General features: G+C 65.8%; 15 protein-coding genes and 1 tRNA gene. 13 read left to right on the forward strand and 3 right to left on the reverse strand.

Annotated features, from left to right (window positions below):
• Positions 1–22: 22 nt before the first annotated feature.
• Genes J3A72_RS09235 through J3A72_RS09245 form a run of 3 tightly spaced genes read right to left on the reverse strand, consistent with a single transcriptional unit; the run spans position 23 to position 3916 of the window.
• Entirely contained in the window at positions 23–880 is an 858-nt protein-coding gene (locus J3A72_RS09235) for a polysaccharide deacetylase family protein (RefSeq protein ID WP_049407821.1), read from the reverse strand.
• Positions 873–2018 (reverse strand): glycosyltransferase family 4 protein, encoded by a 1146-nt coding sequence (locus J3A72_RS09240; protein WP_075076294.1) that lies wholly within the window; start codon positions 2016–2018, stop codon positions 873–875. Before J3A72_RS09240 ends, J3A72_RS09235 begins: the two co-directional genes overlap by 8 nt.
• 20 nt (positions 2019–2038) lie before the next feature.
• A complete protein-coding gene (locus J3A72_RS09245) occupies positions 2039–3916 on the reverse strand; it encodes a sulfatase-like hydrolase/transferase (RefSeq protein WP_075076295.1) in 1878 nt (625 codons plus the stop codon).
• A 194-nt stretch (positions 3917–4110) separates the two neighbouring features.
• On the opposite strand from J3A72_RS09245, the gene J3A72_RS09250 reads away from it, so the two are divergent.
• The 13 genes from J3A72_RS09250 to nuoI all read left to right on the forward strand — a co-directional run bounded on the left by J3A72_RS09250 (position 4111) and on the right by nuoI (position 15960).
• Complete coding sequence (locus J3A72_RS09250) at positions 4111–5046, forward strand: 2-oxoglutarate and iron-dependent oxygenase domain-containing protein (RefSeq protein WP_014647873.1); 936 nt, start codon at positions 4111–4113, stop codon at positions 5044–5046.
• A gap of 668 nt (positions 5047–5714) precedes the next feature.
• Complete coding sequence (tpiA, locus tag J3A72_RS09255) at positions 5715–6470, forward strand: triose-phosphate isomerase (RefSeq protein ID WP_053495921.1); 756 nt, start codon at positions 5715–5717, stop codon at positions 6468–6470.
• Between the two features lie 31 nt (positions 6471–6501).
• Positions 6502–6939 (forward strand): preprotein translocase subunit SecG, encoded by a 438-nt coding sequence (secG, locus tag J3A72_RS09260; protein WP_075076296.1) that lies wholly within the window; start codon positions 6502–6504, stop codon positions 6937–6939.
• A gap of 51 nt (positions 6940–6990) precedes the next feature.
• Positions 6991–7075: transfer RNA gene (locus J3A72_RS09265), tRNA-Leu, on the forward strand.
• Between the two features lie 111 nt (positions 7076–7186).
• Positions 7187–7543 (forward strand): NADH-quinone oxidoreductase subunit A, encoded by a 357-nt coding sequence (locus J3A72_RS09270; RefSeq protein ID WP_008265012.1) that lies wholly within the window; start codon positions 7187–7189, stop codon positions 7541–7543.
• Positions 7534–8088 (forward strand): NADH-quinone oxidoreductase subunit B, encoded by a 555-nt coding sequence (locus tag J3A72_RS09275; RefSeq protein ID WP_005417936.1) that lies wholly within the window; start codon positions 7534–7536, stop codon positions 8086–8088. Before J3A72_RS09270 ends, J3A72_RS09275 begins: the two co-directional genes overlap by 10 nt.
• Before the next feature lie 33 nt (positions 8089–8121).
• On the forward strand, positions 8122–8871 hold the full coding sequence (locus J3A72_RS09280) for an NADH-quinone oxidoreductase subunit C (protein WP_014647869.1): 750 nt from the start codon (positions 8122–8124) through the stop codon (positions 8869–8871).
• The gene (locus J3A72_RS09285; RefSeq protein ID WP_032957439.1) at positions 8868–10175 is read left to right on the forward strand and encodes an NADH-quinone oxidoreductase subunit D; all 1308 of its coding nucleotides are present in this window, start codon (positions 8868–8870) and stop codon (positions 10173–10175) included. Before J3A72_RS09280 ends, J3A72_RS09285 begins: the two co-directional genes overlap by 4 nt.
• 97 nt (positions 10176–10272) lie before the next feature.
• On the forward strand, positions 10273–10800 hold the full coding sequence (gene nuoE / locus J3A72_RS09290) for an NADH-quinone oxidoreductase subunit NuoE (protein WP_014647867.1): 528 nt from the start codon (positions 10273–10275) through the stop codon (positions 10798–10800).
• 4 nt (positions 10801–10804) lie between these two features.
• A complete protein-coding gene (gene nuoF / locus J3A72_RS09295; RefSeq protein ID WP_014647866.1) occupies positions 10805–12145 on the forward strand; it encodes an NADH-quinone oxidoreductase subunit NuoF in 1341 nt (446 codons plus the stop codon).
• Positions 12142–14376 carry an NADH-quinone oxidoreductase subunit NuoG gene (gene nuoG, locus J3A72_RS09300; protein ID WP_075076297.1) on the forward strand — a complete coding sequence of 745 codons (2235 nt, stop codon included), beginning with the start codon at positions 12142–12144 and terminating at the stop codon, positions 14374–14376. The genes nuoF and nuoG overlap by 4 nt, the downstream gene beginning before the upstream one ends.
• Positions 14373–15467, forward strand: coding sequence for an NADH-quinone oxidoreductase subunit NuoH (gene nuoH, locus J3A72_RS09305; RefSeq protein WP_006458641.1), 1095 nt, complete (start codon positions 14373–14375; stop codon positions 15465–15467). The genes nuoG and nuoH overlap by 4 nt, the downstream gene beginning before the upstream one ends.
• Positions 15468–15471: 4 nt before the next feature.
• Positions 15472–15960, forward strand: coding sequence for an NADH-quinone oxidoreductase subunit NuoI (gene nuoI / locus J3A72_RS09310; RefSeq protein ID WP_005410456.1), 489 nt, complete (start codon positions 15472–15474; stop codon positions 15958–15960).
• Positions 15961–15963 lie beyond the last annotated feature (3 nt).

The raw sequence follows: 15963 nt of genomic DNA on the forward strand, positions 1-15963 counted from the left end.
AAGGGGCAGGGCGGTGGGTTGCCTACGGCCCCGGCACCATCTTCTTCTGGCGTGCCTTGAAGCCATTGAACAGCGGTGCGATCAGCGGGTTGTAGCTCTGTGCGATGCGTTTTCGCAGCCAGCTGGCCGGGCGGTTGCGGATCGCGAAACGATAGATGCGCTCCGGGTCGCCGCCCACCACATTGCGTCCGAACGGGTGGGTGGTATGCAGGTAGCGGAAGCCGTGCTCGCGCGCCACCTCGATGTGGTCCTGGTCGAAATCGCCGTAGGGCCAGCACAGCGTATCGGACACCTCGCCAAGCTTGTCCTGCAGGACGTCGCGCGAGACTGCCAGGTCGTGGCTCAGGCCGGCACGGCGCTGTGCGCGGTCCAGGTCGTCGCGGCGCAGCCAGCGGGTGTGGGTATGGGTGTGGCAATGCACTTCGAAGGTGCCGGCGGCGATGGCCGCGCGCGCTTCGCTCCAGCGCATCATCACGTCGTCGCTGCGGTTCTGCTCGTAGATCGCCGCTTCGCAGCCGCGATGGTCCGGCGTGGCAGGCAACGTTGCCCCGGCAAGCCCGGCGTGGGGCCGCTCCGGGCCTTCGCCCATCCAGCCGGTGACCACGAACACCACCGCGTGCATGCCGTACTTCTGCAGGATCGGGTGCGCATACACCCAGTTGTCCAGGTAGCCATCGTCGAAGGTGATCACGATCGACTTGCGCGGCACCGGCTTGCCGGCCAGGAAGCCGGCGTACTGGTCCAGTGTCAGCGACGTCCAGCCGTTGCCGGCCAGCCACGCGATCTGGCTTTCGAAATTCTCCGGTGACACGGTGATCATGCCCGGCGACGGACTGACGTGGTGGTGCATCAGCACCGGTACGGTTCGGGCATCAGCCATGTCCCAGCTCCTTCAGCCACTGGTGGTAATAGTGTTCGGTGGTCTCACCGTGGCCGTCGGGAGTGAACCGGTGCGCGCTGCGCATCCAGTCCCACCCGGCGCGGCCCATCTGCCGCCGCCGTTCCGGATCGTCCACCAGCAGGCGCAGGGCGCCTGTCAGGGCTGCATTGTCGCCCAGCCGGGTGAGGATCGCATTGCTGCCATCCATCACCATCTCCGGCACGCCACCCACCCGCGTGGCCACGATCGGCACCCCGACATAGGCGGCCTCCAGGAAGACGGTACCGGCCGCTTCCTTGTGCGATGCCAGCGCGAAGATGTCGAAGCCAGCCATCAGCCGGCATGCGCCATCGCGATAGCCGAGCAGATGGACCTGCTGCTGCAGCCCGTGCTCGTCGCGCAGCGCCTGCAGCCGGTCCATGACCGGCTGGCCATCGCCGACCACCACCAGGTGCAGGTTCGGGTGCGTCTTGCACAGCGGTACCATCGCTTGCAGCAGGTCGGCATGACCCTTGGGTTCGCGCAGCACCGCCACGCAACCGACCACGATGTCCTGTTCGCCGAAGCCGAGTTCGGCGCGCACGTCCGCGCGTACCTCCTGCAGGCATTGCCAGGGGTCGTCCTTGCGGATTTCGCTCCAGCGCGGCGGGACCGCGATGGGCGGCACGATACCGATGTGTTCGGCCGGAATGCCGCGCGCGGCCAGCAACTGCTTGACGAAGCTGCTGACGGTCAGCACCCGGTGCGGCAGGCCGGTATAGGTCAGCAGCGAGTTGACCGGGCTCATCAGGTGGCGCGAGCGCACCACCAGCGGCGTGCCGCCCAGGCGTGCACCGGCGGCGGCGATCAGTGCGTCACGGCGGCTGGTGGTGTTGACCACGTCATAGCGTTCGCGGCGCACCAGGCGCGAGACCGACCAGATGCCGCGCAGCAGGCGCAGCAGGCCACCCATGCGCAGGGTATGCACGGTGAAACCATCATCGCGTGCCAGCTGGGCCAGTCGCGCTTCGGGCTGGCACAGCAGCGCCACCTCGTGGCCACGCGCGCGCATCACCTGCATGTGGCGGAAGATGTAGATCTCCTGCCCGCCCATTCCCTTGGCGGCTTCAGTGTGCAGGATGCGCAGCGGACGGTTCATGCAGGATCGATCCTTGAGGGTCAGCGGTTGCGGAAGCGGGTCAGCGCTTCCCATGCAGTGCGTACGGCGGCCGCATCGGGCGCCTGCTGTGGCAGCGGCCGGTAGCGCAGGTCCAGGGCGGTGGCGTTGCCGAACTTGTCGAACACATAGATGGCATCGCCATGGCGCACCGCGCGCTGCGACCAGCTTTCGACCACCAGCGCACGCGTGCCCTGCGGCTCGGCCAGCAGGTCCTGGCCGGTGCTGTAATCGGCCGGTGCGTTCTCGCAACCCAGTGCGTGGCGCATCAGTGTCGGCACCCAGTCTTCGTGCGAGCTGGTGCGTGCGTCGTGGCCAGCGGCCTTGCCCGGCCAATGCAGCACGAACGGGACCTGCAGCTGATAGTCGGAGAAGTTGCCGTTGTGGCCCCAGTAGTTCAGCTTGAGGTCGTTGAACTCTTCGGCATGGTCACCGGTGACCAGCACGATGGTGTCCTCGGCCAGGCCCTGTGCGCGCAGGTCGTCCAGCAGCGAGCCGATCAGGCTGTCGGCATAGTGCACGGCGGTGCGGTAGCGGTTGAGTTCCGGCGTCGGGTCATGCTCCGGGCCGAATTTGAGGAAATCGATATCGGCGGCCATCGGTGTGGCCACCGCCGGATAGCCCTCGGGCATGTGGTAGGGCGCATGGGTGGAGTCGAGGAACACGAAGCCGAACCACGGTCGCTGCGCGGCCTGGCTGGCGCGGATGTCCTGCTGCAGCGCACTGATGATCGCGCGGTCGCGGCCGTCTGACTTCAGCGCTGCCGGCCCCTGGTGCAGCTGGTCGCGGACATCGGCGAACACCGTGCGATCGAACTCCGGGCTGTACAACGGCGCACTGCCGTACAGGTGCAGGTCGTAGCCCTGCTGGCCCAGCACCTGGAACAGCTGCGAGCCACGCTGCTCGTCAAGCATGCTCGGCCAATAGCCGCCGGGCAGGCCGTAGAGCAGTCCGAACAGGCCGTAGCGGGTGGCATTGCCGGTGCTGAAATGGTGGTCGAAGACGCGCGCATCCTGCGCCAGCGTCGACGTGTTGGGCATCAGCTGCGGTGTCAGCACATCGTGGCGCAGCGACTCCAGTACCACCATCAGTACGTTGGGACGATGTGGGCTCTGGCAGCGCAGCGGATGCAGCGGGTACAGCAGCTGCGCATGGCGCGGGTCGGGCAGGCCGGCGTGCTGTTGGCTGACCACGCCCAGGCGCCGCATGAAGCTCTTGGCCGTGATCGGCTGCGCCCACGGCAGGTAGTTCCACTGCGCGATCACATCACGGTCGCCGCGGGCGTCGTAGTAGGCCGTGGCGACCTGGCCGCCGGCCATCAGCAGCGCGACCACCGCCCAGGCCTGCAGCACCCGTCGACGGCGCGGCGCGGCCGGCAGCAGTTTCCAGCACGCCCAGGCCAGCAGGCCCTCGGCGGTGAAGACCGCGGCAACCAGCAGGCCGACCTGCAGCCAGGTCTTCCAGGACAGGGCAACCTGGTCCTGCAGGGCGCCGCCGAACACCATGTTCACAACCATGGCATTGAGGTGGAAGCGGTACAGGGTGAAGACCTTGGCGTCGACCAGCAGCAGGCACAGCCACAGGCCCTGCAGCACGGCCGCGCTGATGCTCAGCGTACGCGCGCTGCGTGGCCACAGGCCCAGCAGCAGCGGCAGCAGGCCGGCCAGCGCACCGAACGCGAGCAGGTGGCCGGGCAGGGCGACCGCCAGATAGGCCAGGCCGGCGCCGCCGCCCGGATTGTCACGCAGCGGTACATTGCCCAGCGCAATCGCCGCGGCCAGTACCGCATTGCCGGCGATGAACAGCGACCACCAGGCCAGCCGCCGCCAGCGCCGGGCGGAACCTTCAATGGCAGGGGCGGCAGGGGCAGCTGCGGGCATGGTGGGGCAGGTTCAGGGGGTGCAGGAGAGGGGCGGGGCCAACGTGACGGAAGCGTTGCTCCGCGCGCGGGTCGCGCATTGTATCGGTTTGTTTCCGTGTATCGAGTGGCGTCCCCCGGGCGATCTGTCACAATGTTCAGGCGGGCCATGAATGCGTTGGCCCCCTCAGACCCAACGACAAGCCAGGAACCGCTGTGAGCCAGATCCCCACCCTCGACATCACCCGTTTCGACAGCGACCGCGAGGCCTTCGTGGCCGAGCTGGGCGCGGCCTACCGCCAATGGGGATTCGCGGGCATCCGTAACCACGGCATCCCGCAGGCCGACATCGACGCGGCCTACGATGCCTTCAAGGCTTTCTTCGCCCTGCCGGAAGAGGTCAAGCGCAAGTACCACGTGGCCGGCAGCGGCGGCGCCCGCGGCTACACCCCGTTCGGCGTGGAAACCGCCAAGGGCTCCAAGCATTTCGACCTGAAGGAGTTCTGGCACATCGGCCGCGAGATCGCCGACGATTCCAAGTATCGGGACGTGATGGCGCCGAACCTGTGGCCGGCCGAGGTCGAAGGTTTCCGTGAGCGCGGTTACGGCCTGTATCAGGCGCTGGACAACCTGGGGTCGCGCGTGTTGTCCGCATTGGCCCTGCACATTGGCCTGCCGGAAGACTTCTTCGCCGACAAGACCAACTTCGGCAACTCGATCCTGCGCCCGATCCACTACCCGCCGATCACCACTGACGACATCCCGAACGTGCGTGCCGGTGCCCATGGCGACATCAACTTCATCACCCTGCTGGTCGGCGCCAGTGCCGCAGGCCTGGAAGTGCAGTCGCATGACGGCGAGTGGGTGCCATTTACGTCAGATGCGGACACGATCGTGGTCAACATCGGCGACATGCTGCAGCGCCTGACCAACCACGTGTATCCGTCGACCATCCACCGCGTGGTCAACCCCCCGGGTGACCTGGCGCGCCAGCCGCGCTATTCGGTGCCGTTCTTCCTGCACCCGAACCCCGACTACCTGATCGACGTGCTGCCCTCGTGCATCACCCCGGAGAACCCGAGCCGGTATCCGGAGGCGATCACCGCCCACGGCTTCCTCGAGGAACGCCTGCGCGAGATCAAGCTGAAGTAAGGAAAAGTGAGGCCGCCGAAAGGCGGCCTTTTTCTTTGCAGGGTTGCACCCTGCACCCGCGGTAGTGCCGGCCGCTGGCCGGCAAGTCCAAAGCCAAAGCGGCTCTGGGGTGTTCCGTGGGGAGGCGGGAGGTGTCGGATGGCGGGGACGCCGTAAACCCATCCCTGGGGGCTTGGCCACGGCATCCATGCCGCGGACACCCCGCCATCCGACACCTCCCCGCCTCCGACAGTTTCCCGGTGACGGTTGGTGGGTGTCGACCTTGCTCGACACGGTAGATCCACGCCATGCGTGGATGAGATCTGTCAGATCGAAGTGGGGCAGGGCACGTGGTATGCCGCTTTTGCTCTTGCTCTTCTTTTTTCTTTCCGTGGCGGGCGGAACCGCCGGAATGTGTCGGAGGCCGGGCGGGTGGGGATGACGGGGGTGTCCGCGGCATGGATGCCGCGGCCAAGCCCCCACGGACGGGTTTACGGCGTCCCCCGCCGTCCCCACCCGCCCGGCCAAGCCCACCAATCCAACCGGGCTTTCCGCGACCAACCCAAACAAACTCCCGCCACGAGGGGCTGCGCCGTTGGCTGAAAATCCATGTAACCGCTTACAAGGAAACGGATTTTTGCCGCAACGGGTATCATGACCGGCTGACTTCACACAGGAGCCACCCGCTCATGCGCCGCAAGATCGTCGCCGGAAACTGGAAGCTGCATGGCAGCCGTCAATTCGCCAATGAACTGCTGGGGCAGGTGGCCGCCGGGCTGCCGCTGGAGGGGGTGGACGTGGTGATCCTGCCGCCGCTGCCGTACCTGGGCGAGCTGGTCGAGGACTTCGGCGAGACCGGCCTGGCCTTCGGCGCGCAGGACGTGAGCAGCAACGAGAAGGGCGCCTATACCGGCGAGGTCTGCGCGGCCATGCTGGTCGAGGTCGGGGCCCGCTATGGCCTGGTCGGGCATTCCGAGCGCCGCCAGTACCACCATGAAAGCAGCGAGCTGGTCGCGCGCAAGTTCGCCGCCGCCCAGCATGCCGGCCTGGTGCCGGTGCTGTGCGTGGGCGAGACCCTGGAGCAGCGCGAGGCCGGGCAGACCGAAGCGGTCATCGCCAGCCAGCTGGCGCCGGTGCTGGAACTGGTCGGCGCGGCCGGCTTTGCCAAGGCCGTGGTCGCCTACGAGCCGGTCTGGGCCATCGGTACCGGCCGTACCGCTACAAAGGAGCAGGCACAGCAGGTGCACGCGTTCATCCGTGGCGAAGTTGCGCGCTTCGATGCTAGAATTGCTGATTCACTGCCCATTGTTTACGGCGGTAGCGTGAAGCCCGACAATGCCGGGGAACTGTTCGCGCAGCCGGATGTCGATGGTGGGCTGGTCGGCGGCGCCTCCCTGGTGGCCGCGGACTTCCTGGCCATCGCACGGGCGGCGGCCGCGAACTAATCCTAGAAGTATTGTCCGAGGGCGGTTTCCAATGCTGATGTTGATCCTCAATGTCGTCTACGTGCTGGTCGCTGTGGCCATGATCGCGCTGATCCTGATGCAGCGTGGCTCGGGTGCGGCGGCGGGTTCGGGCTTTGGCGCCGGCGCCTCGGGTACGGTGTTCGGTGCGCGTGGCGCCTCGAACTTCCTGTCCAAGTCGACCAAGTGGCTGGCCGTCGTGTTCTTCGGCATCAGTCTCTTCATGGCCTGGTATGCCGGTCACGGCACCCGTCCGGCGGCCGACCAGGACCTGGGCCTGATGTCCGCCCCGGCGGCCAGTGCGCCGGCGGCTCCGGCGGGCGAACTGCCGGCCGTTCCGAAGGCCGATGCGGTCCCGGCCGCCCCGGTTCCGGCGGCGAATGTGCCGGCTCAGGCGGAATCTTCGGTTTCTGGTGAAGAAAAGCCTTCGGAAGGCTCCCAGAAACACTGAAGCCGGTTACAATACGCGGCGCATCGGGAAGATAGTCTGATGTGATCGTTTGCCCAGGTGGCGGAATTGGTAGACGCACTACCTTGAGGTGGTAGCGACGCAAGTCGTAGGGGTTCGAGTCCCCTCTTGGGCACCATTTGTAAGTAAAGCGGGTTCGTCTGGCGCGCAAGGCGCCAGGCAGGTTCCCGTCCACTCCCCCATGCCAAAGCGCCTGCAGGCGCGGCGGCAGAGGCAAGAGAGAATCGCTGTGCTGGCCGAATATTTGCCTTCTCTGCTGTTTCTGATCGTTGCCACCGGTATCGGCATTACGCTGATGCTGGTTGGTCGATTCCTCGGTCCCCGCCGCCCCGATCTGGAAAAGCTGTCGCCGTACGAGTGCGGCTTCGAGGCCTTCGAAGACGCGCGCATGAAGTTCGACGTGCGCTACTACCTGATCGCGATCCAGTTCATCGTCTTCGACCTGGAAATCATCTTCATCGTGCCGTGGACCCAGGTCTTCATGGAGCTGGGCGCCCGTTCGCTCATCACCATGGGCCTGTTCGTCGGCATGCTGTTCCTCGGTTTCATTTACGTCTGGAAGAAGGGAGCGCTGGAATGGGAGTGATTCAGACTCTCGATGGCCTCATGAACAACCCGTCGCCGGAAGGCCGGGTTGATGACATCCTGCGGCCGGAAGGCGACAACCCGCTGCTGGAAAAGGGCTTCGTCACCACCAGCGTCGACGCACTGCTGAACTGGGCGCGCACCGGCTCGATGTGGCCGATGACCTTCGGCCTGGCCTGCTGCGCGGTCGAGATGATGCACGCCGGCGCCGCGCGCCTGGACCTTGACCGTTACGGCGTGGTGTTCCGCCCGTCGCCGCGTCAGTCCGACGTGATGATCGTGGCCGGTACCCTGGTCAACAAGATGGCCCCGGCGCTGCGCAAGGTCTACGACCAGATGCCGGACCCGAAGTGGGTCATCTCGATGGGTAGCTGCGCCAACGGTGGTGGCTATTACCACTACTCCTATTCTGTCGTGCGCGGCTGTGATCGCGTGGTGCCGGTGGACGTCTACGTCCCGGGCTGCCCGCCGACCGCCGAGGCGCTGGTGTACGGGATCCTGCAGCTGCAGAAGAAGATCTGGCGTACACAGACCATCGCCCGCTGACCCCTTCACCTGACAAGAGCGCGCCAAGCCCCCATGGCAGAGCAAGCATCCTTCATCGACCGACTCTCCGCACGTTTCGCTGGTGCGAAGGTCATCGTGGTCGAACCCCGCGGCGAAGTGACGCTGGAAGTGCCTGCCGCCGAGTGGCACGCCACCGCCCTGGCGCTGCGTGACGAGTTTGGTTTCGAGCAGGCCGTGGATCTGTGCGGCGTCGACTACCTCGGTTATGGCTCCGACGAATGGGACACCGCCGACGTGTCCTCGCAGGGCTTCAGCCGTGGCGTCGAAGGCAAGGCCCAGGGCCGCTTCGCGTGGGGCGAGTTCCCCACCGAGGAAAACGGTGCCGACGGTGCCCGCCCGCAGCACATGCCGACCCAGCGTTTCGCCGTGGTCGCCCAGCTGCGTTCGTACCAGCACAACCTGATGATGCACCTGCGCTGCTTCGCCCCTGACGAAGCGCTGCCGGTGGTGTCCTCGCTGACCAGCGTGTGGCCGGGCCTGAACTGGTTCGAGCGCGAAGCGTTCGACCTGTACGGCGTGATCTTCGAAGGCCACCCGGACCTGCGCCGGATCCTGACCGACTACGGTTTCGTCGGCCATCCGTTCCGCAAGGACTTCCCGCTGATCGGCAATGTCGAAGTCCGCTACGACGAAGAAAAGAAGCGCGTGATCTACGAACCGGTCACCTCGGTGGAGCCGCGTGTCGGCGTGCCGCGCGTGATCCGTGACGACGCCCGTCTGCAGACCGCAGCCGGTGAGCGCGCGCAGGAGGCAGTGAAGTGAGCCACGTACACCAGGCCGGCGAAGCGTTCGCCAGCAACGCCGCCGAAAGCCGGCAGGAAATCCGCAACTACACCATGAACTTCGGCCCGCAGCATCCGGCCGCTCACGGTGTGCTGCGCCTGATCCTGGAAATGGACGGCGAAACCATCATGCGTGCCGACCCGCACGTGGGTCTGCTGCACCGTGGCACCGAGAAGCTGGCCGAGTCCAAGCCGTTCAACCAGTCGATCGGCTACATGGATCGCCTCGACTACGTGTCGATGATGTGCAACGAGCACGCCTACGTGCGCGCGATCGAGACCCTGATGGGCATCGAGGCGCCGGAGCGTGCGCAGTACATCCGCACCATGTACGACGAGATCACCCGCATCCTCAACCACCTGATGTGGCTGGGCTCCAACGCGCTCGACCTGGGTGCGATGGCCGTGATGCTGTATGCCTTCCGCGAGCGCGAAGAGCTGATGGACTGCTATGAAGCGGTCTCCGGCGCGCGCATGCACGCGGCGTACTACCGCCCGGGCGGTGTCTACCGCGACCTGCCGGACCACATGCCGAAGTACAAGGAATCGCGCTGGCACAAGGGCAAGGCGCTGAAGCAGCTCAATGCTTCGCGCGAAGGCTCGCTGCTGGACTTCCTGGAGAACTTCACCGTCGAGTTCCCCAAGCGCATCGACGAATACGAAACCCTGCTGACCGACAACCGCATCTGGAAGCAGCGTACCGTCGGCATCGGCGTGGTCACTCCGGAACTGGCGCACCAGTGGGGCATGACCGGCGTGATGCTGCGTGGCTCGGGCGTGGCCTGGGACCTGCGCAAGAAGCGCCCGTACGCCAAGTACGATGCTGTCGATTTCGACATCCCGCTGGGCAAGGAAGGCGACTGCTACGACCGCTACCTGGTCCGCGTCGCCGAAATGCGCGAATCCAACCGCATCATCAAGCAGTGCGTGGCGTGGCTGAAGGCCAACCCCGGCCCGGTCATGGTCAAGAACTTCAAGGTCGCTCCGCCCAAGCGCGAGGACATGAAGGACGACATGGAAGCGCTGATCCACCACTTCAAGCTGTTCAGCGAAGGCTATTGCGTACCGGCGGGTGAAACCTATGCGGCCGTGGAAGCGCCCAAGGGCGAATTCGGCTGCTACCTGGTCTCCGATGGCGCCAACAAGCCCTTCCGCGTGCACCTGCGCGCACCGGGCTTCGCCCACCTGTCCTCGATCGATTCGATCGTGCGCGGCCACATGCTGGCCGACGTGGTGGCGATGATCGGTACCTATGACCTGGTGTTCGGCGAGGTTGACCGGTAATGCCGTCCGCCACGCCAACGCCCGCTGCAGGCAGCCGGCGCAAGCCGGCGCCGCAGTTTCTGGAATTTCACGTTATGCATTTCGCTGAGGTCGGCCGATGAAGGCGACAGGTAATTTCGAGGCGGCGCGCGACGTCGACCCGATGGTGGTGCTGAGCGACAAGACCCGCGCTCACATCGATCACTGGCTGTCCAAGTTCCCGCCGGACCGCAAGCGCTCTGCCGTGCTGCAGGGCCTGCATGCGGCCCAGGAGCAGAACCAGGGCTGGCTGACCGACGAGCTGATCGCCGCCGTCGCCAAGTACCTCGACCTGCCGCCGGTGTGGGCCTACGAGGTCGCCAGCTTCTACTCGATGTTCGAGACCGAGAAGGTGGGCCGCAACAACGTGGCCATCTGCACCAACATCAGCTGCTGGCTCAATGGCGCCGAGGACATCGTCCGCCATTGCGAGAAGAAGCTGGGCATCAAGCACGGTGAATCGACCCCGGACGGCCGCGTCTACCTCAAGCGCGAGGAAGAGTGCCTGGCCGGTTGTGGCGGCGCGCCGATGATGGTCATCAACGGTCACTACCATGAGCGTCTGACCCTGGAAAAGGTCGACGAGCTGCTGGACGGGCTGGAGTAAGGGCATGGCACATCACCACGAATCCAAGGGTCCGGTCGGCCCCGCGCCGCTGCCGCACCAGGTGGTCTACACCACCCTGCATTACGACACCCCGTGGTCGTACGAAAGCTACCTGAAGACCGGTGGCTACGCCGCCCTGCGCAAGATCCTCGAAGAGAAGATCCCGCCGGAGCAGGTCATCGAGATGGTCAAGGCCTCGGGCCTGCGCGGCCGCGGTGGCGCCGGCTTCCCGACCGGCCTGAAGTGGTCCTTCATGCCCAAGGGCAACATGCAGAAGTACATCCTCTGCAACTCGGACGAATCCGAGCCGGGCACGTGCAAGGACCGCGACATCCTGCGCTACAACCCGCATTCGGTGGTGGAAGGCATGGCGATCGCCTGCTACGCTACCGGTTCGACCGTGGGTTACAACTACCTGCGCGGTGAGTTCCACCACGAGCCGTTCGAGCACTTCGAGCAGGCCCTGGCCGACGCCTATGCGAACGGCTGGCTGGGCAAGAACATCCTCGGCAGCGGCGTGGACATCGACATCTACGGTGCGCTGGGCGCCGGCGCCTACATCTGCGGCGAAGAAACCGCGCTGATGGAATCGCTGGAAGGCAAGAAGGGCCAGCCGCGCTACAAGCCGCCGTTCCCGGCCAATTTCGGCCTGTATGGCAAGCCGTCGACGATCAACAACACCGAAACCTACGGTTCGGTGCCGGCGATCATCCGCAACGGTCCGGAGTGGTTCAAGGGCCTGAGCCTGACCGCCAACGGCGGTCCGAAGTGCTTCTCGGTGTCCGGCTGCGTGCAAAATGGCGGCAACTTCGAAGTGCCGCTCGGCACCAAATTCCACGACCTGCTGGAAATGGCCGGTGGCCTGCGTCCGGGCCGCACGCTGAAGGGCGCGATCCCGGGCGGCGTGTCGATGCCGGTGCTGACCGCGGCCGAGCTGGAGGACCTGCCGATGGACTACGACACCATCCGTGCACTGGGCTCCGGCCTGGGTTCGGGCGCGATCGTGGTGCTCGACGACAGCGTCTGCTGCGTCAAGTTCGCCTGCCGCATCAGCCAGTTCTTCCACAAGGAATCCTGCGGCCAGTGCACCCCGTGCCGTGAAGGTACCGGCTGGATGCACCGCGTGCTGGAGCGCATCGTCGCCGGCAAGGCCACGATGGAAGACCTGCACCAGCTGAAGGCGGTGGCGGGGCAGATCGAAGGCCACACCATCTGTGCGTTCGGTGAAGCGGCTGCATGGCCCATCCAGGGCTTCCTGCGCCAGTTCTGGGACGAATTCGAGTACTACATCGTCAACGGTCATTCGATGGTTGACGGCAAGAAGGTGGAGGCAGCCGCCGCATGAGCGCGCAACCCGTAAACCCGAACGTGCCACCGGATCACGTGACCATCGAGATCGATGGCAAGTCGCTGGTCGTGCCCAAGGGTTCGATGATCATCCAGGCGGCCGACAAGGCCGGTATTCCGATTCCGCGCTTCTGCTACCACGAGAAGCTGCCGATCGCCGCCAACTGCCGCATGTGCCTGGTGGACGTGGAGAAGTCGCCGAAGCCGGCGCCGGCCTGCGCCACCCCGGTGATGGACGGCATGAAGGTCGCCACCCGCAGCGAGAAGGCACTGAAGTTCCAGCGCTCGGTGATGGAGTTCCTGCTCATCAACCACCCGCTGGACTGCCCGATCTGCGATCAGGGCGGCGAGTGCGAGCTGCAGGACGTCTCGTTGGGCTATGGCCGTTCGGTCAGCCGCTTCAACGAGCGCAAGCGCGTGGTGCCGGACGAGGACATGGGCCCGCTGGTCGCCACCGAGATGACCCGCTGCATCCAGTGCACCCGCTGCGTCCGCTTCACCGCCGACGTTGCCGGTACCTACGAACTGGGTGGCATGTACCGCGGTGAGAACCTGCAGATCGGCACCTTCGACGGCAAGCCGCTGACCACCGAGCTGTCCGGCAACGTCGTCGACGTGTGCCCGGTCGGCGCGCTGACCAACAAGGTGTTCCAGTTCCGCGCCCGTCCGTGGGAACTGACCGCGCGCGAATCGCTGGGCTACCACGACGCGATGGGTTCGAACCTGTTCCTGCACGTGCGTCGCGGTGAAGTGCTGCGCACCGTGCCGCGCGACAACGAAGCCGTGAACGAGTGCTGGCTGTCCGACCGTGACCGCTACTCGCACCAGGGCCTGTACAGCGAAGACCGTGCGGTCAAGCCGCTGCGCAAGGTCAATGGCGAGTGGAAGGAAGTGAGCTGGGCCGAAGGCCTGGCCGCGGCCGCCGAGATCCTCAAGGCCAACCAGGGCGACAACCTGGGCGTGCTGGTGCATCCGTCCACCTCGAACGAGGAAGGCGCGCTGCTGGCCCGCCTGGCCAAGGGCCTGGGCACGGGCAACATCGACCACCGCATCAACAACCGCGATTTCTCCGACGCCGCAACCGCCGAAGTGTTCGGCCTGCCGCTGGCCGAAATCGAAGGCGCTGACCGCATCGTCGTTCTGGGCAGCAACATCCGCCACGAACTGCCGCTGCTGCACGCCCGCCTGCGCAAGGCGCAGACCACCAAGGGCGCGAAGATCCATGTCGTCAACCCGGTGGACTTCGACTTCGCCTTCAGCATCGCCGGCAAGCAGATCGTCGCACCGTCGAAGTTCGTCGACGCGCTGGCCAACGCCGAGCTGCGTTCGGCAGTGCAGGGCGGCAACAACACCGTGCTGATCGTCGGTGGCATCGCCGAAAACCACCCGCAGGCTGCCGCGATCCGCGCTGCTGCGCGTGAGTTCGCCGCCGCCACCGGTGCCAAGCTGTGCCGCATCCCGCAGGGCGCCAACGCCGTTGGCCTGACCCGCGCCGGCGTGCTGCCGGCCGGCAGGGACGTCGCCGCGATGCTGGCGCAGCCGCGCCAGGCCTATGTGGTGTACGGCCTGGAGCCGGGCCTGGACTTCGCCGATGCCCCTGCCGCGCGCAAGGCGCTGGCCGGCGCCCAGGTGGTGGCTTTCAGCCAGTTCGCCTGTGCCTCGACCCGCGACGTCGCCGACGTGATCCTGCCGATCGGTGCGCTGCCGGAAATCGACGCCACCCTGACCAACCTTGATGGTCGCGAGCAGTCGGCCCGTGCCGGCGGCAAGCTGCCGGGCGAGGCCCGTGAAGGCTGGCGCGTGCTGCGCGCCCTGGGCGGCGAGCTGGCCGTGGCCGGTTTCGACTTCACCGACCTGGCCGGCCTGCGCGCCAGCCTGGCCCCGGTACCGGTCACCGTTGCCGCTTCGGCGCAGCCGGTGGTTGCCGGCGAAGGCCTGGAAGTGGCTTCGACCGCCGCGATCTACCGCACCGATGCGGTGGTCCGTCGCGCCCCGGCGCTGCAGTCGCATCCGCTCAACAACGCCCCGCGCATCGTGCTGAACGCTGAAGATGCCGCTCGCCTGCAGCTGCAGGAAGGGCAGATGGCCAAGGTCGGCACCGATGCCGGCAAGGCCACCCTGCCGGTGGTGGTCGACGCCCGCGTCGCTGCGGGTTCGGTCTGGATTGAATCGGGCCACGGCGCGACCGCGCCGCTGGGTGCCGCTCGCGTAACGGTGGTGGCTGCATGAACGAATTGCTGTTGAACGCGGTCGACCCGCTGCACCAGTGGCTGCTTGGCCTCGGTGACATCGGCGCGCTGATCTGGATCATCCTGAAGATCCTGGTGATCACCGTTCCGGTGATCATTTCGGTGGCCTTCTACGTGGTCTGGGAACGCAAGCTGATCGGCTGGATGCATGTCCGCCACGGCCCGATGTACGTGGGCATGGGCATCTTCCAGGCCTTCGCCGACGTCTTCAAGCTGCTGTTCAAGGAAGTGGTCCAGCCGAGCAGCGCCAACAAGGCGATCTACCTGCTGGCCCCGCTGATCACCCTGGCCCCGGCCTTCGCGGCCTGGTCGGTGGTGCCCTTCGATTCGCAGATCGTGCTGTCCAATGCCAATGCCGGCCTGCTGTACCTGCTGGCGATGACCTCGCTGGGCATCTACGGCATCATCCTGGCCGGTTGGGCGTCCAACTCGAAGTATGCGTTCCTGGGTGCGATGCGCGCCTCGGCGCAGATGATCAGCTACGAAATCGCCATGGGCTTCGCCCTGGTCGGCGTGATGATCGCCTCGGGCAGCCTGAACCTGAGCAACATCGTGATGGCGCAGGCCGGCAGTTCCGGCTTCTTCGACTGGTTCCTGCTGCCGCTGTTCCCGCTGTTCGTCATCTACTGGGTCTCGGGCGTGGCTGAAACCAACCGCGCGCCGTTCGACGTGGTGGAAGGCGAATCGGAAATCGTCGCCGGCCACATGGTCGAATACTCCGGCGGTGCCTTCGCCCTGTTCTTCCTGGCCGAATACGCGAACATGATCCTGATCAGCTTCCTGATCTCGATCTTCTTCCTCGGCGGCTGGCTGAGCCCGGTCCAGGGCTGGGTCAACTTCGGCGATGTCTCGCCGCTGGTCGACTGGATCTGGAAGGGGGGCGCGCCGTGGCTGTTCGTCAAGGTGTTCTTCTTCGCCAGTGCCTACATCTGGTTCCGTGCCAGCTTCCCGCGCTTCCGCTACGACCAGATCATGCGCCTGGGCTGGAAGGTCTTCATCCCGCTGGCCATTCTGTGGATCGCGGTTACCGCCGTCATGGTGTTCTTCGGCGTGATTCAAAAGGGCGTCTAAAGTGATGAACAGGATTACCCATTACTTCAAGAGCCTGCTGCTGCTCGAACTGCTGGCGGGCCTCTGGCTGACGCTGAAGTACAGCTTCAAGCCGAAGTACACGATGATGTACCCGATGGAGAAGTTCCCGCAGTCGCCGCGCTTCCGTGGCCTGCATGCGCTGCGCCGTTATCCCAACGGCGAAGAGCGCTGCATCGCCTGCAAGCTGTGCGAAGCGGTGTGCCCGGCGCTTGCCATCACCATCGACTCGGCCAAGCGCGAGGACGGCACCCGCCGCACCACGCGTTATGACATCGACCTGTTCAAGTGCATCTTCTGTGGCTTCTGTGAGGAAAGCTGCCCGGTGGACTCGATCGTCGAAACCCACATCCTCGAGTACCACTTCGAGAATCGTGGCGAAAACATCGTTACCAAGCCGCAGCTGCTGGCCCTGGGCGACCGTCTCGAAAACGAGATCGCCGAGCGTCGCGCCGCCGATGCCGCTTACCGCTGAGGT

The organism is Stenotrophomonas sp. PvP093 (assembly GCF_017876915.1).
GTDB classification, from domain to species: Bacteria; Pseudomonadota; Gammaproteobacteria; order Xanthomonadales; family Xanthomonadaceae; genus Stenotrophomonas; species Stenotrophomonas muris.

Excerpts from the sequence above, each read along its gene's own strand:
- J3A72_RS09235 (WP_049407821.1), bottom strand. The coding sequence starts at position 880 with ATGGCTGATGCCCGAACCGTACCGGTGCTGATGCACCACCACGTCAGT.
- J3A72_RS09240 (WP_075076294.1), bottom strand. The coding sequence starts at position 2,018 with ATGAACCGTCCGCTGCGCATCCTGCACACTGAAGCCGCCAAGGGAATG.
- J3A72_RS09245 (WP_075076295.1), bottom strand. The coding sequence starts at position 3,916 with ATGCCCGCAGCTGCCCCTGCCGCCCCTGCCATTGAAGGTTCCGCCCGG.
- tpiA (WP_053495921.1), top strand. The coding sequence starts at position 5,715 with ATGCGCCGCAAGATCGTCGCCGGAAACTGGAAGCTGCATGGCAGCCGT.
- secG (WP_075076296.1), top strand. The coding sequence starts at position 6,502 with ATGCTGATGTTGATCCTCAATGTCGTCTACGTGCTGGTCGCTGTGGCC.
- J3A72_RS09275 (WP_005417936.1), top strand. The coding sequence starts at position 7,534 with ATGGGAGTGATTCAGACTCTCGATGGCCTCATGAACAACCCGTCGCCG.
- J3A72_RS09280 (WP_014647869.1), top strand. The coding sequence starts at position 8,122 with ATGGCAGAGCAAGCATCCTTCATCGACCGACTCTCCGCACGTTTCGCT.
- nuoE (WP_014647867.1), top strand. The coding sequence starts at position 10,273 with ATGAAGGCGACAGGTAATTTCGAGGCGGCGCGCGACGTCGACCCGATG.
- nuoF (WP_014647866.1), top strand. The coding sequence starts at position 10,805 with ATGGCACATCACCACGAATCCAAGGGTCCGGTCGGCCCCGCGCCGCTG.
- nuoG (WP_075076297.1), top strand. The coding sequence starts at position 12,142 with ATGAGCGCGCAACCCGTAAACCCGAACGTGCCACCGGATCACGTGACC.
- nuoH (WP_006458641.1), top strand. The coding sequence starts at position 14,373 with ATGAACGAATTGCTGTTGAACGCGGTCGACCCGCTGCACCAGTGGCTG.
- nuoI (WP_005410456.1), top strand. The coding sequence starts at position 15,472 with ATGAACAGGATTACCCATTACTTCAAGAGCCTGCTGCTGCTCGAACTG.